Origin of the sequence: Xanthomonas boreopolis (genome assembly GCF_046529185.1) — a bacterium.
GTDB classification, from domain to species: domain Bacteria; phylum Pseudomonadota; class Gammaproteobacteria; order Xanthomonadales; family Xanthomonadaceae; genus Pseudomonas_S; species Pseudomonas_S boreopolis.
Genome location: NZ_CP097162.1, coordinates 4,273,751 through 4,293,252, shown reverse-complemented (window position 1 = coordinate 4,293,252; position 19,502 = coordinate 4,273,751). Strand labels below are relative to the sequence as shown.

General features: G+C 70.1%; 13 protein-coding genes and 1 riboswitch. Of the genes, 4 read left to right on the top strand and 9 right to left on the bottom strand.

All coding sequences use genetic code 11. The features are described from left to right. The first annotated feature begins 833 nt into the window (after positions 1-833). On the top strand, positions 834-4,283 hold the full coding sequence (locus tag M3M27_RS19240; RefSeq protein ID WP_434026662.1) for a hybrid sensor histidine kinase/response regulator: 3,450 nt from the start codon (positions 834-836) through the stop codon (positions 4,281-4,283). Between the two features lie 286 nt (positions 4,284-4,569). Here M3M27_RS19240 and M3M27_RS19235 read toward each other — a convergent pair whose 3' ends face one another. Both M3M27_RS19235 and M3M27_RS19230 read right to left on the bottom strand, forming a co-directional pair. After that, positions 4,570-5,142, bottom strand: a complete 573-nt coding sequence (locus tag M3M27_RS19235; RefSeq protein ID WP_140727475.1) for a manganese efflux pump MntP — start codon at positions 5,140-5,142, stop codon at positions 4,570-4,572. Positions 5,143-5,189: 47 nt separating this feature from the next. After that, a riboswitch (yybP-ykoY riboswitch) is annotated at positions 5,190-5,315 on the bottom strand. A gap of 350 nt (positions 5,316-5,665) precedes the next feature. After that, the gene (locus M3M27_RS19230) at positions 5,666-6,436 is read right to left on the bottom strand and encodes an IclR family transcriptional regulator (RefSeq protein ID WP_434026661.1); all 771 of its coding nucleotides are present in this window, start codon (positions 6,434-6,436) and stop codon (positions 5,666-5,668) included. 244 nt (positions 6,437-6,680) lie between these two features. Between M3M27_RS19230 and fucP the strand changes: the two genes are divergently transcribed. Both fucP and M3M27_RS19220 read left to right on the top strand, forming a co-directional pair. After that, positions 6,681-7,979: an L-fucose:H+ symporter permease gene (gene fucP, locus M3M27_RS19225; protein WP_434026660.1), complete on the top strand. Its 1,299-nt coding sequence runs from the start codon at positions 6,681-6,683 to the stop codon at positions 7,977-7,979. A 3-nt stretch (positions 7,980-7,982) separates the two neighbouring features. Continuing rightward, positions 7,983-8,357: an L-rhamnose mutarotase gene (locus M3M27_RS19220; RefSeq protein ID WP_434026659.1), complete on the top strand. Its 375-nt coding sequence runs from the start codon at positions 7,983-7,985 to the stop codon at positions 8,355-8,357. A gap of 81 nt (positions 8,358-8,438) precedes the next feature. Here M3M27_RS19220 and M3M27_RS19215 read toward each other — a convergent pair whose 3' ends face one another. From M3M27_RS19215 to M3M27_RS19195, 5 genes are all read right to left on the bottom strand, one after another. Continuing rightward, entirely contained in the window at positions 8,439-9,752 is a 1,314-nt protein-coding gene (locus tag M3M27_RS19215; RefSeq protein ID WP_140727483.1) for an L-fuconate dehydratase, read from the bottom strand. 63 nt (positions 9,753-9,815) lie between these two features. Next, positions 9,816-10,670, bottom strand: coding sequence for a fumarylacetoacetate hydrolase family protein (locus M3M27_RS19210; protein ID WP_434026658.1), 855 nt, complete (start codon positions 10,668-10,670; stop codon positions 9,816-9,818). Positions 10,671-10,694: 24 nt separating this feature from the next. Next, positions 10,695-11,477, bottom strand: coding sequence for an SDR family oxidoreductase (locus tag M3M27_RS19205; RefSeq protein ID WP_434026657.1), 783 nt, complete (start codon positions 11,475-11,477; stop codon positions 10,695-10,697). 244 nt (positions 11,478-11,721) lie between these two features. Continuing rightward, the gene (locus M3M27_RS19200) at positions 11,722-12,573 is read right to left on the bottom strand and encodes an amidohydrolase family protein (protein ID WP_434026656.1); all 852 of its coding nucleotides are present in this window, start codon (positions 12,571-12,573) and stop codon (positions 11,722-11,724) included. After that, positions 12,570-13,622, bottom strand: a complete 1,053-nt coding sequence (locus M3M27_RS19195) for an aldo/keto reductase (protein WP_434026655.1) — start codon at positions 13,620-13,622, stop codon at positions 12,570-12,572. Before M3M27_RS19195 ends, M3M27_RS19200 begins: the two co-directional genes overlap by 4 nt. A 306-nt stretch (positions 13,623-13,928) precedes the next feature. Here M3M27_RS19195 and M3M27_RS19190 point away from each other — a divergent pair, with 306 nt between their 5' ends. Beyond that, positions 13,929-16,397: a methyl-accepting chemotaxis protein gene (locus M3M27_RS19190; protein WP_434026654.1), complete on the top strand. Its 2,469-nt coding sequence runs from the start codon at positions 13,929-13,931 to the stop codon at positions 16,395-16,397. Positions 16,398-16,550: 153 nt separating this feature from the next. Here M3M27_RS19190 and M3M27_RS19185 read toward each other — a convergent pair whose 3' ends face one another. Together M3M27_RS19185 and acs are read right to left on the bottom strand one after the other, a co-directional pair. Beyond that, entirely contained in the window at positions 16,551-17,216 is a 666-nt protein-coding gene (locus M3M27_RS19185) for a response regulator transcription factor (RefSeq protein ID WP_140727508.1), read from the bottom strand. A 117-nt stretch (positions 17,217-17,333) separates the two neighbouring features. Next, positions 17,334-19,277: an acetate--CoA ligase gene (acs, locus tag M3M27_RS19180; protein ID WP_434026653.1), complete on the bottom strand. Its 1,944-nt coding sequence runs from the start codon at positions 19,275-19,277 to the stop codon at positions 17,334-17,336. Positions 19,278-19,502: the final 225 nt, after the last annotated feature.

Sequence of the window (19,502 nt, the reverse complement as noted above, 5' to 3'; positions counted from 1 at the left end):
GCAGCCGAATGGCTGATCATCCAGGGACGTTGCTTTGCTTTGGCTTCGGCCTTTCGTGCATGAAGAAAAGCTTTCGCCTTGCGGCGAGTTACCTTTCTTTGCTTGTGCACGCGCGCTGCAGGAGCAGCGCCGCACGGCGAAGCCGCCCGAAGGGCGCGGCACAGGGATGTGCCGCGTAAAGAAACGTAACCCAAAGAAGCGCTTCACAGCAGCCGAACGGCTGATCAAGCACACCCGCCTTCGCGCCCGCAGCTTTGCTGCGGGTCCGCGGAGCCAATGGGATTTTCGGACGCGGCATCCTGCCGCGGCCGAAAACGGCGCACTCGTCCGCTACGCGGACGAGCCCGGGGCATTCGCCGCGCGGCGAATGCCCGCCCGCCGGGGCGAAGCAGTGCTTCGCCTTTTCCGGCGAGCCCATGTGCGCCGCCCTTCGGGTGTTTCCCATTGTCTCCACCGCTTCGGAGGGGCCGCGCCGCAGTGATATTCGTAGGCCATGGAGGTGGGCGCGCCGCCGCGCGAGGAAGCGTTACCCAGCCCAAAGCAAGACCGCGAGCAACAGCAACAACTGCAATTGCACTCTCAATCGAAGCGGCAATCGCCACAGTTCCCCGGATCCTTCCGCCGTCGTCCCCGCGAAGGCGGGGACCCAGTGCCTTGGCTTTTCGCGGGCAAAGCCCTCTGGCTCCGGCTATGCGGGGGCGCCAGACGAAGTAACCCGGCAGAGCCCCCACGCGGGCGCAAGGTTCCCGAACCCGGGCAAATCGTCGCCATCCGCGTCCCGGCCCAGGCCGCCCGAGGCTAAACTCGCCTCCTCGCGCAACGCCGGAGGGGCCTTGGTCTCGAGCTGGATCCTGCTGCTGGTATCGGTCGGCTACGCCGCGCTGCTGTTCGGCGTGGCGTGGTGGGGCGATCGCCGTCCGCTGTATCCGGACCGGCCGTGGCTGCGGCCGGCGGTCTACAGCCTGGCGCTGGCGGTGTACTGCTCGTCGTGGACCTTCTATGGCGCGGTCGGTACCGCGGTGCGCAACGGCATCGGCTACCTGCCGATCTACCTCGGCCCGCTGCTGCTGCTGATCTTCGGCTGGCGCATCATCGAACGGCTGGCGCTGATCGCGCGCAGCGAGAACACCGTTTCCATCGCCGACTTCATTTCCTCGCGCTACGGCCGGTCGCGCCGGCTCGCCGCGCTGGTGGCGGTGATCGCGCTGGTCGGCATCGTTCCGTACCTGGCGCTGCAGTACAAGGCGGTGGCGATGAGCCTGGAGGTGCTGACCGGGCAGGTCGGCACCGAGCGCGGCTTCTTCACCGACCCGGCGCTGTACGTGGCGCTGCTGATGGCGCTGTTCGCCACGCTGTTCGGCACCCGCCAGGTCGATGCCACCGAGCACCACCACGGCATGATGCTGGCGATCGCGCTGGAATCGGTGGTCAAGCTGGCGGCGATGCTGGCGGTCGGCCTGTTCGCCTGGATGTGGCTGGGCGACCACCAGCTGCACATCGTGGACTCGGCGCGCACGCTGTTCGACCACACCCCCTCGGTCGGGTTCATCTCGCAGACCGTGCTCAGCTTCTTCGCGATCATCTGCCTGCCGCGCCAGTTCCACGTCGCGGTGGTCGAATGCAGCGACGTCGGCGACATCCGCCGCGCGCGCTGGCTGTTCGGCATCTACCTGGTGCTGATCTCGGCGATGGTGGTGCCGATCGCCTCGGCCGGCATCGCCCTGTTCGGAGGCGACAGCCAGGTGGTGGACGATGCCATGGTGCTGGCGCTGCCGCTGGCCGAAGGCAGCACGCTGCTGGCCCTGGTCGCCTATGTCGGCGGATTCTCGGCCGCCACCGGCATGGTGATCGTCGCCTCGATCGCGCTGGCGACGATGGTCTCCAACGACCTGGTGATGCCGGTGCTGCTGCGCCGCGAAGGCGGCCGCGCCGCCGCCGCGGACCGCGTGCTGTGGATCCGCCGCCTGGCAATCCTGCTGCTGTCCCTGGTCGCCTACGCCTACTACCGCAGCTCCAGCGACGACAGCACGCTGGCGTCGTACGGGCTGATGGCGTTCGCCGCGGTGGCGCAGTTCGCGCCGGGCGTGATCGGCGGGCTGTACTGGCGCGGCGCCAGCCGCAAGGGCGTGGAAGCCGGCATGGTGCTGGGCTTCGCGACCTGGATGTACACGCTGCTGTTGCCGGCGATGACCCACGCCGGCGTGCTCGACCCTGCATGGTTGCAGCGGGGGCCGTTCGGCATCGCCTGGCTGCGCCCGCAGCAGCTGTTCGGCATGAGCGGCTGGGACCCGCTCGCGCACGGCACGTTCTGGTCGCTGTTGATCAACACCGGGGCGATGATGGTGGTCTCGGCGCGCTGGCGCCCCGGCGTGGACGAGCGCCTGCGCGCCGCGCCGTTCCTCGATCCTTACGCGCAGCGCCCGGTGGTGGCCGGCGACTGGCCCGGCCAGGTGCGCGTGGACGACCTGCTCGCCCTGGCCGAGCGCGTGGTCGGCGAGCGCCATGCGCACCGCGCGTTCGTCGAGCAGGCGCAGTTGCTGGGGCGCGAGCTGCAGTCCAGCGCCGCGGCCGATCGCGCCTGGGTGCAGTTCACCGAACGCCTGTTGGCCGCCTCGATCGGCGCGGCCTCGGCGCGGCTGGTGCTGACCAGCCTGTTGCGCGGCTCCGGCATGGAACTGGGCGAAGTGATGGCGGTGCTGGACGAGGCCGGGCAGGAACTGCGCTTCAACCGGGAGATCCTCTCGACCACGCTGGAGAACATCAGCGCGGGCGTCAGCGTGGTCGATCCGGAGATGCGCCTGACCGCCTGGAACCGCCGCTACCAGCAGCTGTTCGGCTATCCCGACGGCATGCTCTACGTCGGCCGCCCGGTGGCCGACCTGATCCGCTACAACGCCGAGCGCGGCGAACTGGGCGAGGGCGACGTCGAGGCGCAGATCAGCCGCCGTATCAACCACATGCGCGCCGGCACGCCGCACGTGTTCGAACGCACCCGCAGCGACGGCAAGGTGATCGAGATGCGCGGCCAGGCGCTGCCCGGCGGCGGCTACGTCACCAGCTACAACGACATCACCGACTACAAGCGCGCCGAGCAGGCCCTGCTGGAGGCCAACGAGACCCTGGAGCAGCGCGTGGCCGAGCGCTCGCGCGAGGCCGAGGTCGCGCAGCAGTCCAAGACCCGGTTCCTGGCCGCGATCAGCCACGACGTGCTGCAGCCGCTCAATGCGGCGCGGCTGTTCGCCTCGGCGTTGCGCGACAGCCACCAGAACAACGAGGAACAGCGCCACCTGGCCGAGCGCGTGGACGCTTCGCTGCGCGCGGCCGAGGAACTGCTCGACGGCCTGCTCGACGTCTCGCGCCTGGATGCCGGCGGTCTGCGGCCGACGCTGGAGGTCTTCGATGCCGGCACGCTGTTGCAGGAGCTGGCCGCGCAGTACGCGCCGATCGCGGCCAGCCGCGGGCTGAAGCTGCACGTGCATCCGCGCGCGCTGTGGGTGCGCAGCGACCGCCGCCTGCTGCGCCGCGTGCTGCAGAACTTCATCGCCAACGCGTTGCGCTACACGCGCCAGGGCCGGATCGTGCTCGGCGCGCGCGGGCGCGGCGCGCAGGTGGAGCTGCAGGTCTGGGATACCGGTCCCGGCATCCCCGAACACCACATGCAGCAGATCTTCGACGAGTTCCACCGCTACCAGCAGCCGTTCGACTGGGGCGAGCAGGGCCTCGGGCTGGGATTGTCGATCTGCCAGCGCATCTCGCGGCTGCTCGAGCATGGGCTCAACGCGCGCAGCCAGGTCGGCCGCGGCAGCATGTTCTCGATCCTGCTGCCGCGGGTGGCGCCGGCCGTACGCGCCGCGGCGCCGCCGGCCGACCCGGTGCGCTCGGCCAGCAACGGCGACTCGCTGGCCGGCATGCGCGTGCTGTGCGTGGACAACGACCAGGAGATCCTCGACGGCATGCGCGCGCTGCTGGGCCGCTGGCAGGTGCAGGTCATCGCGGCCAGCACCGTCGACGACGCGCTGGAAAAGGTGCGCGCGCAGCCGGACGTGATGCTGGTCGACTACCACCTGCACGATCGCCTGGATGGCCTGGACACGCTGGACGCGCTCAACGCCGCCTCGCCGCGCCACATCCCGGGCGCGCTGCTGACCGCCGATGGCCGCGACGAGTTGAAGCAGCTGGCGCGCGAGCGGGGCTATCGGTTGTTGACCAAGCCGGTGAAGCCGGCCTCGCTGCGGGCGTTCCTGACGGCTTTCCACGATGTGTTGAAGGAGCGCGGCCCCTGATTGGGAGAGCCGGGCCGTTGGCCGGATCCCGGGACCTGGAAAAGCGGCAGGCCTGCTCGGGATCGAGTGTCGTTGTGGGAGGGACTTCAGTCCCGACAGGGCTTTACCGGCCTTCCGCCGGGACTGAAGTCCCTCCCACAGAAAAGCAAGAGTTGCTCGCAAAGAAGCATCAGGCCGCTTGACAGCCGAACCCGGGCAAAGACGCTTTTCCCGAATCCCGAATCCCGAATCCCGAATCCCGAATCCCGAATCCCGAATCCCGAATCCCGAATCCCGAATCCCGGCATTACGCCACCCCGCTCAGGTGTTCGTACAGGATCGTGCTGCCCACGATCACCAGGATCGCGCCGCCGACGATCTCGGCGCGCTTGCCGACCAGGGCGCCGAGCGCGCGGCCGAGCATGATGCCGATCGTGACCATGGCCAGCGTGCACAGGCCGATGACGGTGGCGACCACGCCGATGTGCACGTCGAGGAACGCCAGGCTGACGCCGACCGCCATCGCGTCGATGCTGGTGGCGATGCCGGTGGTCGCCAGCGCCAGCAAGCCGTGGCGGCCATTGCCGGTTTCATCGTCGTCGTGGTCGGTGCGCAGGCCGGCGACGATCATGTGGATGCCGAGCGCGCCGAGCAGGCCGAACGCGATCCAGTGGTCGAACGATGCGACGTACTGGGAGGCGGCGCGGCCCAGCAGCCAGCCGAGCAGCGGCGTGATCGCCTCGATCAGGCCGAAGACGATGCCGGCGCGCAACGCGTCGCGCAGCTGCGGGCGCCGCATCGCCGCGCCCTTGCCAATCGCCGCGGCGAACGCGTCGGTCGACATGGCCAGGCCGATGAGCAGGATGGAGAAGAAGGACATGGGGGCAACGCGGTCGGGCGAAGCGGCAACGGCGCGCGTCCGCGCCCAACCGTCGTTGCGCACGCGTGCCGCTGGTCTCGCCAACCCGGATGGTTGCCCGCGCCACGGCGCATCGGCCGAGTGTGTTGACGCGGGCGCTTCCTGGTGCAGGAAGCAGGCTACTCCCCAGAAGGGACGCGCAGTCTAACCGCGCAATCGCCGGAAAAAACCGATTCGCCGAAACGCGAAGGTCGGTCTGATCTTCATAGCCTTGGCTATCGATACCGTTCGCGTGGGACGCGGACGGCTTCCAGAAGGCGCCTACGTTCAAGCGTCGTTCGAACGGATGCTCCTGCGGGAGGGACTCCGGTCCCGACAGATGGCCAGTAAAGTCCTGTCGGGACCGGAGTCCCTCCCACGATCGCCAGCGATGCAAGCGGTCGGTTGGTCGCTCGAGGACCGGATGACACGACGCCCGTGATTCCCGTGTTGCCAGGAAAGGTGTTCCCGATGCTCCCGGGGATGGGCAATACGGACGCCTGCTTCAGGCGCGCGGCGGCGCGTAGCTGAGCGCGCGCGAGATCTCGGCGGCGGCGGCGCGCAGGGCGTCCAGCGCCGTGCGCGCGCCGACGCGCTCGGGACGGCGTTCGATGAAGGGCACGGTCAGCGTGTAGGTGGCGCTGCCGTGCTGCAGGATCGGCGCGGTGAGGTCGACCACGCCGACCACGGCCTCGCTGGCCTGCATGGCGTAACCGGCCTCGTGCACCGCCCGTGCCGCCTGCACGAACGCCTCGCGGTCGTAGGGCACCGGGCCGGCATCCAGCATCGCCAGCCAGTGCGCCTGCACGTCCGGATGCTGGAACGCGAACAGCACCAACCCCGACGTGGAATGCGCCAGCGGCCGGCGATGGCCCGGCCGCACCACCAGGCCGAGGTCGCTGGGCACGTCCATCTGCGCGATCACCACGATCTGGTCCTCGGACGGGGCGACCAGGTGGCAGGGCTGGGCGATCTCGTCGGCCAGCCGCCGCATCACCGGCAGCGCCGCCTCGGTGACGTTCTGCACCTGCGGCTGCTGCATGCCGAGCATGAACAACCGGTTGGTCAGCACGTAGCTGCCCTCGCCGTCGCGGGTCAGGTAGCCGCGCTCCTCCAGCACCTGCAGCATCCGGAAGATCTCCCCGCGCGAGCGCCCGATGCCCTGCGCGATCTCGCCCATGGTCTGCGGCCGGCCGTAGTGCGCCAGCAGCTCCAGGATGTCCAGGCCCTTGTCGAGGGCGGGGGCACGGTACTTGGGAAGGGAAGGGTTGTTCATCCGCCAGGCAGGTCGTGGTTCGGGATAGCGTACAAGGATCGATGCGGCGGACCATGGGATTCTCCGGCCGGATCCGATCTTCGTCTTCCGGGCCGCCTGCCGGAAGCATCCCCGGAAAGCGGAGGCGGAGCGTGGTCCGTTCGTCCACATATGAACGAACATTTTATATTTGCATGATGCGGCCGGCCGCATTACCCTCCGACCACATTCCAGCAGTGCCGCAGGCCTTGGGAGGGGCGGGCGCATGCATTACAGCGACAACGCCACGGTTGCGTCCGGCAACCTGGCCCGCACGGCCCTGGTGCCGTTGGTGCTGATCGTCAGCCTGTTCTTCTTCTGGGGCGTGGCGAACAACCTCAACGACATCCTGATCAAGCAATTCAAGAAGGCCTTCGAACTGTCGGACCTGCAGGCCGGGCTGGTGCAGAGCGCGTTCTACCTGGGCTATTTCGTGTTCGCGATGCCCGCGGCGATGTTCATGCGCCGCTACAGCTACAAGGCGGCGGTGGTGCTCGGGCTGCTGCTGTACGCGGCCGGCGCGTTCCTGTTCTACCCGGCGGCGCAGGAGCATGCCTACGGCCTGTTCCTGCTGGCGCTGTTCGTGATCGCCAGCGGCCTGGCGTTCCTGGAGACCACCGCCAACCCGCTGGTGACCGTGCTCGGCCCGGCCGAAGGCGCGGCGCGGCGGTTGAACCTGGCGCAGGCGTTCAATCCGCTCGGCTCGATCACCGGCGTGCTGATCGGCCAGCACTTCATCTTCTCCGGGGTGGAGCACAGCGCGCAGGAGCTGGCGGCGATGGCGCCCGCCGCGCGCGAGGCCTATTTCGCCGCCGAGTCCGCGGCGGTGCAGGGGCCGTACCTGACGATCGGCATCGTGGTGGTGCTGTGGGCGGTGCTGGTCGCCTGCGTGAAATTCCCGGCCACGCACGGCGAGGCCGGGGCGGCGGCCACCGGCCGCTCGCAGCTGGGCGCGCTGCTGCGCAACCGCCTGTTCGTGTTCGCGGTGGCGGCGCAGTTCTTCTACGTCGGCGCGCAGGTCGGCATCTGGAGCTACCTGATCCGCTACCTGCAGGACGCGGTGCCGGGCACGCCCGAGAAGACCGCGGCCGGCTTCCTGACCCTGTCGCTGGTGCTGTTCATGGCCGGGCGCTTCATCGGCACGGCGCTGCTGCGGCTGGTGCCGCCGGCGCGCCTGCTGGCCGCGTTCGCGGCGATCGACCTGGCGCTGTGCGCGGTGGCCATCGCGTTGCCGGGCTGGATCGGCCTGTACGCGCTGGTCGCCGCCAGCCTCTTCATGTCGGTGATGTTCCCGACCATCTTCGCGCTCGGCCTGGACGGGCTGGACGACGACCGCCGCAAGCTCGGTTCCTCGCTGCTGGTGATGGCGATCATCGGCGGCGCGCTGCTGACCGCGCTGATGGGCGGCGTCTCCGACCTGGCCGGCATCCACTGGGCCATCGCGGTGCCGGCGCTGTGCTTCGCGGTGATCCTCGCCTTCGCGCTGCGCGCGCGCCGCGCCGTGCCCGCCGCTTCCGGAGCCTGACGAATGCCGCGCCATTGCTACGTGCTGGACCTGTACGACGATCCGGCGTTGATCGCCGAGTACGAACGCTGGCATCGCGCCGACACGGTATGGCCGGAGATCGTCGCCTCGCTGTCCGGGGCCGGCATCCGCGAGCTGGAGATCTTCCGCAGCGGCGACCGGCTGGTGATGCTGATGGACGTGGACGAGGACTACTCGCCGGAGGCCAAGGCGAAGGCCGATGCGGCCAACCCGCGCGTGCAGGCTTGGGAAGAACTGATGTGGCGCTTCCAGAAGCCGTTGCCGGGTTCCGCGCCTGGGGAGAAGTGGCGCGAGGCTCTGCGGATCTTCGCGTTGAGCGAGGCGGTGATGGTGCAGGGCGGCCGCGCGACGGCGTAAGCGCTGCGAGCAGGGCCTGCCATCAGGCCGAACTCGTCATTCCCGCTTTCGCGGGAATGACGAGGGATGCTCCGAGGGGACTCAACCCTTCGCCAGATCCTCTACCCAGAAGCGCCCGTCCGGATACCGGAACTCGGCGATCGATGCCGCATGCATCTCGGCCGAGAACCCCGGCGCCTGGGGCGCCAGGTAGCGGCCGCGCTCGATCCGCACCGGGTCGACGAAGTGCTGGTGCAGGTGGTCGACGAACTCGATCGCGCGGTCCTCCTTGCGCCCGGTGATCGCCACGAAATCGGCCATCGCCAGGTGCTGCACCAGCTCGCACAGGCCCACGCCGCCGGCATGCGGGAACACGCGCACGCCGAACTTGGCCGCCAGCAGCAGGATCGCCAGGTTCTCGTTGACGCCGCCCACGCGCGCGGCGTCGATCTGGATCAGGTCCACCGCGCCGGCCTGCAGCAGTTGCTTGAACACCACGCGGTTCTGGGTGTGCTCGCCGGTGGATACCGGCACCGGCGCGATGCCGCGGCGGATCGCGGCGTGGCCGAGCACGTCGTCCGGGCTGGTCGGCTCCTCGATCCAGGCGATGTCGAACCGGGCGAGCTGGCGCATCCACTCGATCGCCGGGCCGACGTCCCAGCGCTGGTTGGCGTCCACCGCCATCGCGACGTCCGGGCCGATCGCCTCGCGCGCCAACCGGCAGCGGCGGATGTCGTCCTCGACGCTGGCGCCCACCTTCAGTTTGATGGTGCGGAAGCCGTCGGCCACTGCTTCCTTCGCCAGCCGCACCAGCTTCTCGTCGGAGTAGCCCAGCCAGCCGGGCGAGGTGGTGTAGGCCGGGTAGCCCTGCTCGACCAGTGCGGCGATGCGCTCGGCCTTGTGCGGCTCGGAGGCACGCAGAAGCGCCAGCGCTTCGTCGCGGGTGAGCGCGTCGGTGAGGTAGCGGAAGTCGATCGTGTCGACCAGCTGCTCCGGCGCGAGTTCGGCGATGTAGCGCCACAGCGGCTTGCCGGCCCGGCGCGCGGCCAGGTCCCAGGCGGCGTTGATCACCGCGCCGATCGCCATGTGCATCACGCCCTTTTCCGGGCCGAGCCAGCGCAGCTGCGAATCGTTGGTGAGCCGGCGCGCGAAGCCGCCGAGGTCGGCGACCACATCTTCCACGCGCAGGCCGACGACGTGGTCGGCCAGGGCCGCCACCGCGGCCGTCTGCACGTCGTTGCCGCGGCCGATGGTGAACACCAGGCCATGTCCGGCCAGTCCGTCTGCGGCGTCGGTGCGCAGCACCAGGTAGGCGGCGGAGTAGTCGGGATCGGGATTCATCGCGTCCGAACCGTCGAGTTCGCGCGAAGTGGGGAAGCGGACGTCGTGGGTTTCGAGGGCGACGATGGTGTTCATGGGGATCCAGGTGGAGGGAGATGCTATTTCCTTCTCCCGACGGGAGAGGGGCTTCGAGCGGCATTACGCCTCGCGCGGATGCGCGACGACGGCCTGGCGCTGCCGGCCCAGGCCCTGGATCTCCAGTTCCATCACGTCGCCCGGCTTGAGGTAGACCGGCGGCTTCTGGCCCAGGCCGACGCCCGGCGGCGTGCCGGTGCTGATGACGTCGCCCGGCATCAGCGTCATGTAGCGGCTGATGTGGCTGACCAGCTCGGCCACGCCGAACACCATCGTGCGGGTGCTGCCGTCCTGGTAGCGGTGGCCGTTGACCTCCAGCCACATCGACAGGTCCTGCGGGTCGGGCACCTCGTCGGCGGTGACCAGCCACGGGCCGATCGGGCCGAAGGTGTCGGCGCTCTTGCCCTTGACCCATTGCCCGCCGTGCTCGAGCTGGAACTCGCGCTCGGACAAATCGTTGACCACCACGTAGCCGGCGACGTGCTTCATCGCCTCCTCCAGCGGCACGTCGCGCGCGACGTCGCCGATCACCACGCCCAGCTCGACCTCCCAGTCGGTCTTCTTCGAGCCGCGCGGGATCACCACGGTGTCGTTGGGCCCGCTGATCGCGGTGGTGGCCTTCATGAACAGCACCGGCATCTTCGGCACTTCCATGCCGGATTCGGCGGCGTGGTCGGCGTAGTTCAGGCCGACGCAGATGAACTTGCCGACGCGGCCGACCGCGGCGCCGTAGCGCACCTCGCCGTCCACCTTCGGCAGCGAGGCCGAGTCGAGCGCGCGCAGCCGCTGCAGGCCGCGCGCGGTCAGGTGCTCGCCGGCGATGTCGTCGATGATGCCCGACAGGTCGCGGATGCGGCCCTCGCCGTCGAGCAGGCCGGGGCGTTCCTGGCCGGGTGCGCCGTAGCGTACGAGTTTCATGGGGTTCCTCTTCCTGGAGCGGGATCAGTTGGACCAGCCGCCGTCGATGACGTGGGTCTGGCCGGTGGTGAAGGACGATTCGTCGGAGGCCAGGTAGACGACCAGCTGCGCGATCTCGCGCGGGTCGCCGAGCCGGCCCATCGGCTGGCGGTCGGTGAAGCTCTTCCACACCGCCTGCTCGTCGCCGCCGAGCGCGGCCACGCGCTGCGCCAGCGACGGCGTCTTCACCGTGCCCGGGCAGATCGCGTTGCAGCGGATGCCGCGCGCGACGTAGTCGGCGGCGATCGCCTTGCTCAGGCCGATCACCGCGGCCTTGGTGGCGCCATAGGCGAAGCGGTTGGGCACGCCCTTGATGCTCGAGGCGACCGAGGACATGTTGACGATGCTGCCGCGGCCTCGCGCCAGCATGCCCGGCAGCACCGCGCGGCAGGTGTGGTACATCGCGTCGACGTTGATCGCGAACGAGCGCCGCCAGGCCTCGGCATCGCAGTCCAGGATGCTGCCCTGGTGCACGTAGCCGGCGCAGTTGAACAGCACGTCGAACGGGCCCTGCGCCTCGACCAGCGCCGCGATCGCGGCCGGATCGGTGACGTCCAGCGCCTGCACGGCGATCGCCGGATGCTCGGCGGCCAGCGCATCGAGCGCGGCGGCGTCGACGTCGGTGGCCAGCACCAGCGCGCCCTCGCGCGCGCAGGCCAGCGCGCTCTCGCGGCCGATCCCGGCGCCGGCGGCGGTGATCAGGCAACGCTTGCCTTGCAGACGGTTCATCGGAGACCTCGTGGGAAGTGGAGAAAAGACCCCGCGCATGGACGCGCGGGGCTATTGCGAAGGGCTCGCAGAAACAGGGACCCCGCACAGGGACGTGCGGCGCCTTTGCGAAGGGCTCGCAGAAACAGGGACCCCGCACAGGGACGTGCGGCGCCTTTGCGAAGGACTCGCAAAAACAGGGACCCCGCACAAGGATGTGCGGAGCTTGTGCGAGGGACTCGCCAAAACAGGGACCCCGCACAAGGATGTGCGGAGCTTGTGCGAGGGACTCGCCAAAAAGACCTCATGCCGGCGCCCCGGGCGGCAGCCGGTAGAACGCCGCGGCGTTGTCGGCGAACACCGCCGCTTCGTGGCCCGGCGCATGGCGCTCCAGCAGCGCCCGCGCGATCGCCAGCCAGCGTGCATAGTCCGCGCGCAGCGTCAGTACCGGCCAGTCGCTGCCCCACAGCACGCGCCGCGGGCCGAACTGCGCGAACAGGTGTGCGACATGGCGGTCCAGGGTATCGGCGTCGGCGCCGGGCGCGGCTTCGGTGAGCAGGCCGGAGAGCTTACAGTGCACGTTCGGATGCCGCGCCAGCGCGGCCAGCGCCGCCGCCCAGGCATCGAACTCGCCGGCGGCGATGTCCGGCTTGGCGGCATGGTCGATCACCACGCGCAGCTGCGGATGGCGTCGCAGCCGCGCTTCCAGCGCCGGGACATGGACGCTGCGGACCAGCGCGTCGAAGGCGAGGTCGTGCGCGACCAGCGCATCGAAGGCCGGATCCAGCGCCGGCCGCGCCAGCCACGCGGGATCGGCGAGGTCCTGCACCATCGGCCGCAGGCCCTTGAGCAGCCCGCCGCCGTCGGCACGCAGCGCGGCGATGCGGGCCGGCGCGTCGGTCGCCTCGAAATCCGTCCAGCCCACCACGCCGGCGATGCGCGGCTCGGACTTCGCCAGCGCGAACAGATGGCGCGTCTCGGCCTCGGTGGCCGCCGCCTGCACCACCACGACCCGGTCCACCCCGGCCGCTTCCAGCGCGGCGCCCGCGTGTTCCGGCAGGAAATCGCGATACAGCGGCGCCAACGCCGGCGTCAGCCAGTCGTAGTCGCCGCGCGACAGCTGCCAGAAATGCAGGTGGGCATCGACGCGCTTCATGGCGTGGGCAGGTCGTCCTCGAGCAGGCCCTGCGCGCGCAGGTCGCGCCATAGGTCGGCGGGCAGCGACGCGCGCAGGCGCGCCACGGCGATCTCCACTTCCCGTTGCGTGCGCAGGCCGGCCACGACCGTGGCCACGGCCGGGTGCGCCAGCGGGAACTGCAGCGCCGCCGCGCCGGTATCCACGCCGTGCGCAGCGCAGGCCGCGTACAGCCGCCGCGCATGCGCCAGCGTGCCCGCATCGGCGGGCGCGTAGTCGTAGGTGCTGCCGGGGCCGCGCGGATCGCCCAGCAAGCCCGAGTTGTAGGGGCCGGCGACCAGCAGCGAGAGGCCGCGGCGTTGCGCCTCCTCCAGCAACGCGCGCGCACCCTGCTGTTCGAGCAGGGTGTAGCGGCCGGCGAGCATGACGCAGTCCAGGGCGAACTCGGCCAGCACTTCCAGTGCCACGTCCTGCTCGTTGACGCCCAGCCCGATCGCGCCGCAGGCGCCCTGCGCCTTCAGCTCGGCCATCGCCGGCAACGCCTCGTCCAGCGCCTGGCGCAGCACGCCGGCATGGCGCTCGCCGTGGGTGAGCCGGCCGATGTCGTGCAGCAGCAGGATGTCGATGCGATCGGTGCCCAGGCGTTCCAGGCTGCCCTCGAACGCGCGCAGCACGCCGTCGCGGCTGTAGTCGAACTCGGCGCGCCAACCGGCCACCGCGAAGCCGTCGCGCCCGGCAGGCGCGCCTGGGTCCTCGATCACGCGGCGGCCGACCTTGGTCGAGAGCGTGTAGCCCGCGCGCGGCAGCCCGGCCAGGGCGCGGCCCAGCCGAGCTTCGCTCAGGCCGTAGCCGTAGTAGGGCGCGCTGTCGAAATGGCGGATGCCGCCGGCATGCGCGTCGCGCACCGCGGCGAGCGCGTCGACCTCGTCCACCTCGCTGTAGAGGTTGCCGATCGGCGCGGCGCCGAAGCCCAGCGGAGACACCCGCACCGAAGTCGCGCCGATCCGGCGCGCGGCGTCCGCGGCCGGAGCGGATACCTGCGATGGAAGCGCGGGCGCGCTGTCGTGCATTGGAGAACCCCGCAGGACCGGTTGGTCGGTGATGTTCGTATATGAATATACGAGTCACTGGTAAAAATCATGTTGCGATGCAGCGCGGCCAATCCGGCGCGCTGGCCGTCGCATCCGCGTCATCCAATCGACATGGCCCGGTGGTGTGATGGCGCCATCGCGCCTGGCCTATCGTGCCCTTGCGCAGGCCGTGCCGCCGGTTCGGGCGGCATCCGCCGCGGTCGCTCCTGAAAGCCCCGGCATCCGGGCTAAAGAATCCACTTCCAGCGTCGATACCGGGTGCGTATTTCTGCTCCGGTCTCCCCCATGACGCTCTCGATGGATATCGCCCGCAAGCTCCGCTTCAGCCTGGTCGCCTTGGTGCTGGGCCTGAGCCTGATCGGTTTCGCCTACTGGCGCGTCGGCGCCGGCATCGCCGCCGGCGACGCGCGCGTGGAGCGCTTCCAGCAGGAAGACGCGCGTACCCAGCGCGTGGCCGAGGCCTTTGCCGAGGCGCGCCGGCTGCAGTCGGAGTATGCGCTTTCGTTCTCGGAAGACAGCGGTGCCCGCTTCCGCGCGGCGCTGGAGGCGCTCGAACGCGCCGCCGCCGCGCTGCCGGTCGCGGCGAAGAAGCCCGATCCGCTGCGCGCTGCGCTGAAGGACTACACCGACTCGGGCCGCTCGCTGGACGCGCGCGTCGCCGAACTGGGCCACACCGCCGACGACGGCCTGCAAGGCCAGTTGCGCGATGCCGTGCATGGCGTGGAGGACCTGCTCGCGCGATACGACAACCCGCGGCTGCAGGCCTCGATGCTGACGATGCGCCGGTACGAGAAGGACTTCGTCCTGCGCCGCGAGCAGGCGTTCGCCGACCGGTTCGGCGAACAGAGCATGGCGTTCGAGCTGCTGCTGCAGAAGGCCCGCATCCCGGACGCGCGCAAGAACGAGATCCGCGCGCTGATGCAGCAGTACCAGGAGCGCTTCACCGCCTATGCCGCCTCCCGTTTCGGCATGGACAGCGAGTCGCAGGCGCTGGACGACATCGCCGCGCGCGTGCAGCCGGCGCTGGCCGCCCTGCGCGCGCAGCAGCAGGCGGCGCTGCGCGACGGCCGCGTCCGGCAGGCGCGCGAACGCGCGCACATGGACCTGGTGTTCGTCGCGACCCTGCTGGCGGTCGCGCTGGTGCTGGTCAGCATGCTGGTGCTGTTGCTGCGGGCGATCGTGCGGCCGCTGGCGGCGGCGGTGGACTTCGCCCGCGACATCGCCGATGGACGCCTCGACGGCGCGCTCGCCGTGCGCGACCCGCGCGACGAGATCGGCCTGCTTTCGCGCACGCTGCTGCAGATGCAGGCGAGCCTGCGCGAGCGCATCGAGGCCGGGCGCGCGGTCGCCCGCGAGAACAGCCGCGTGCGCCATGCCCTCGATGCCGCGCAGGCGCCGGTGATGGTGGCCGACGGCGAGGGCACCATCGTCTATGCGAACGCCGCGCTGCAGGCGGCGTTCACCGCGGCGGGCGTCGAATCGGAAGGGCGGATCGGCACGCACCTGGACCTGCTCGGCGAACAGGCCGCGGCCATCGCCCGGCGCGTGGCCGAAGAAGGCACCTCGTGCCAGGAGGAGATCGCGCTCGGCGATACCTGGTTCCTGTTGCGGATCAGCCCGGTGTTCGAGGACGCGGCGCTGATCGGCCTGGTGCTGGAATGGCAGGACCTTCGCCTGGAACGCATCATCGAAGGCGAGGTCTCCGCACTGGTCGCGCGCGCGGCGCAGGGCCATCTCGACCAGCGCATCGCCACCGCGGGCAAGAGCGGCTTCGTCGCGGTGCTGGCCGAGAGCATCAACCGCCTGCTGGGCAGCATGCAGGCGCGCCTGTTCGAGGTCACCCGGGTCATGGACGCGTTCGCGCGCGGCGACCTGCGCGAGCGCATGCGCGGCGAGCACCATGGCGTCTACGCGCAACTGCGCGACGGCCTCAACGCCGCGATCGGGCAGGTCAACGGCATGGTCACCGACATCCAGCATTCCGCGCAGGCCGTGCGCGCCTCGGCCGACGAGATGGCGAGCGGCACTTCCGACCTGTCCACCCGCACCGAACGCCAGGCCAGCGACCTGCAGGCGGCGATGGGCCTGATGGCGCACGTCTCGGCCGAGGTGGACGAGAACATCGGTCGCGCCCAGGCCAGCGCGACGATGGCGGCCGCCGCCAGCGACGCCGCGCGCCACGGCCGCGAAGTCGCCCGTTCGGCGGTGGACGGCATGGGCCGCCTGCGCGGCTCGTCGCGGCGCATCGGCGAGATCGTCGCCACCGTCGACGACCTGGCGTTCCAGACCAACCTGCTCGCGCTCAACGCCGCGGTGGAGGCCGCGCGCGCCGGCACGCACGGCCGCGGCTTCGCGGTGGTCGCCGGCGAAGTCCGCAACCTGGCCCAACGCTCGGCGCAGGCGGCGCAGGAGATCCGCAGGCTGATCGACGAATCCCTGCAGCAGGTCGAGGCCGGCGCCAGGCTGGTGGAATCCACCGGCGCCACCATGGAGGAGATCCTCGAAAAGGCCCAGCGCGTCGCCGAAGTGGTGGAGCAGATCCACCAGGCCTCCGGGCGGCAGGGCACCGCGGTGCGCGGCATCGACGAACGCCTGCGCCGCATGGGCCACGGCACCGAGCAGAACGCCGCGCTCGCCGAGGAGTCCTCGGCCGCCGCCCGCCACCTGCTCGAACAGGCCGACGCCCTGGCCGAGGCGGCCGCCAGCTTCGCGGTGGTGCAACCGCAGGAGTCCTCGGCGTTCCAGGCCGCGTGAGCGGCCGGATCGGCGTGTCGACGCGCGCCGCATTGCGCTGCTGCCCACGATCTCGTGGAAGGGACTTCAGTCCCGACGTCTTGCCGGTGACGCCTGTCGGGACTGAAGTCCCTCCCACAGTGCACACACAGGTGTTCCTTCCTGCGGCCGGCCTCAGTCCTCTTCCGGCGGCAGCACGATGCCGTCGGCGTCGATGGCGAGCTTGCCGGCCATCAGCACCGCCTGGGTGCGGTTGGTGACGCCGAGCTTGCGCAGGATCGCGGTCACGTGGGCCTTGATGGTCGCCTCGGACACGCCCAGGTCGTAGGCGATCTGCTTGTTCAGGCGGCCGGCGCCGAGCATCTGCAGTACGCGGAACTGCTGCGGGGTGAGTTCGCGCAGGCGTTGGCCGACCTCGCGTTCCTCGTGGTCGGTCGGCGGCAGGTTGCGCGCCTCGGCGGGGATCCAGCGCTCGCCGTCGAGCACGGTGGAGAGCGCCTGGCCGATGGTGTCCGAATCGGCCGACTTGGGGATGAAGCCGAACGCGCCGTGGTCGATCGCGCGGCGCATCACGGTCGGTTCCTCGCGCGCGGACACGACCACCACCGGCAACTGCGGATGCAGCGCCCGCAGGTGCACCAGCGCGGAGAAGCCCTGCGCGCCGGGCATGTTGAGGTCCATCAGCAGCAGGTCGGCATCGGCGTGCGCATCGGCCAGGCTGTACAACGCATCGACGTTGTCGGCCTCGAACAATTGCACGCCGGGCATTACCCGCTGCACCGCGCCGCGCAGGGCTTCGCGGAACAGCGGATGGTCGTCGGCGATCAGCAGGGTAGGCATGGGGCGGGGATTCGGGATGGGGGGATTGGGGATTCGCAACAGCAATAGCGGGAAGCCAGGCCGGGCAAGGGAGCCGCTCTTGCGAATCCCCAATCTCGAATCCCCAATCCCGGCCGTTCAGCGCGCCAGCCGCTCGTTCACCAGCGAATCGACCACCGACGGGTCGGCCAGCGTGGAGATGTCGCCGAGCTGGTCCGGGGCGTTCTCGGCGATCTTGCGCAGGATGCGGCGCATGATCTTGCCCGAGCGGGTCTTGGGCAGGCCCGGCGCCCATTGCAGGTGGTCGGGCGAGGCGATCGGGCCGATCTCCTTGCGCACCCAGGCGATCAGTTCCTTGTGCAGCTCCTCGCTGGGTTGTTCGTCGGCGATGAGCGTGACATAGGCGTAGATGCCCTGGCCCTTGATGTCGTGCGGGAAGCCGACCACCGCGGCCTCGGCCACCTTGGGGTGCGACACCAGCGCGCTCTCGACCTCGGCGGTGCCGATGCGGTGGCCGGAGACGTTGATGACGTCGTCCACGCGGCCGGTGATCCAGTAGTAGCCGTCCTCGTCGCGGCGGCAGCCGTCGCCGGTGAAGTAGGTGCCGGGATAGGTGCGGAAATAGGTGTCGATGAAGCGCTGGTGGTCGCCGTACACGGTGCGCATCTGGCCCGGCCAGGAATCCAGCAGCACCAGGTTGCCTTCGGTGGCGCCTTCCAGGACCTGGCCGTTGGCGTCGACCAGCGCCGGGCGCACGCCGAAGAACGGCAGCGTGGCCGAGCCGGGCTTGAGGTCGGTGGCGCCGGGCAGCGGCGAGATCAGGATGCCGCCGGTCTCGGTCTGCCACCAGGTGTCCACCACCGGGCAGCGCGCGTCGCCGACCACCTCGTAGTACCAGCGCCACGCCTCGGGATTGATCGGCTCGCCGACGCTGCCGAGCAGGCGCAGCGAGGCGCGGGAGGTCTTCTTCACCGGTTCCTCGCCCTCGCGCATCAGCGCGCGGATCGCGGTCGGGGCGGTGTAGAAGATCGTGACCTTGTGCTTGTCGATCACGTTCCAGAAGCGCGAGACGTCCGGATAGTTCGGCACGCCCTCGAACATCAGCGCGGTGGCGCCGTTGGCGAGCGGGCCGTAGACGATGTAGCTGTGGCCGGTGACCCAGCCGACGTCGGCGGTGCACCAGTAGATGTCGTCCTCGCGCAGGTCGAAGACGGTCTCGTGGGTATAGCTGGCGAACAGCAGGTAGCCGGCGGTGGTGTGCAGCACGCCCTTCGGCTTGCCGGTCGAGCCGGAGGTGTACAGGATGAACAGCGGGTCTTCCGCGTTCATGCGCTCGGGCTCGCACTGCGCCGGCTGGCCGTCCACCACGTCGTGGAACCAGCGGTCGCGCGGGGCCTGCATGTTCACCGCGCCGCCGGTATGGCGCACCACCAGCACGGTCTCGACCGAGTTGGTGCCGGGGATCTTCAGGGCCGCGTCGACGTTGGCCTTCAGCGGGATCTTCTTGCCGCCGCGCAGGCCCTCGTCGGCGGTGATGATCAGCTTGCTGCCGCAGTCGATCACGCGGTCGGCGATCGAGTTCGGGGCGAAGCCGCCGAACACCACCGAGTGGATCGCGCCGATGCGCGCGCAGGCCAGCATCGCCACCGCCGCGTCGGGGATCATCGGCAGGTAGATGGTGACGCGGTCGCCCTTGCCGACGCCCAGGCTGCGCAGCGCGTTGCCGAGCCGGCACACGCGCTCGTACAGCTCGCGGTAGGTGACGCCGTAACTCGGCGCGTCCGGGCTGTCCGGCTCGAACAGCAGGGCGGTCTTGTCGCCGCGCTTGGCCAGCTGGCGGTCCAGGCAGTTCACCGAGGCGTTGAGCTCGCCGTCCTCGAACCACTTGATGCGGAAATCGTCCAGCTTGTAGCTGACGTTCTTGATCCTGGTCGGCTTGACGTACCAGTCCAGCCGCTCGGCGGCCTTGCCCCAGAAGGCATCCGGGTCCTCCACCGACTCGCGGTAGAGCTTGTCGTAATGCGCCTTGTCCACGCGCGCCTTGGCGGCGAAATCGGGCGGGACGGGATACAGATCAGCCATGACACCCTCACTAGCACTCAGCTTTATGGGAACCGGCGGCCGGTTGCGGCCGACTCAGGCGTTCAGTTTGCCGCATCGCCCCGGGGCCTGAGCGAAGAAGGCGTTAGACGATGGTCGTAAAGGCCGGTCCAGGGGCGATTGGTTCGACCAAAGGCGAATAGGCGCGGACCGGGACGGGCCGCACGCTCCGTCAAGCCGCGCCCCCGGCGCGGCGAGCCATTATTC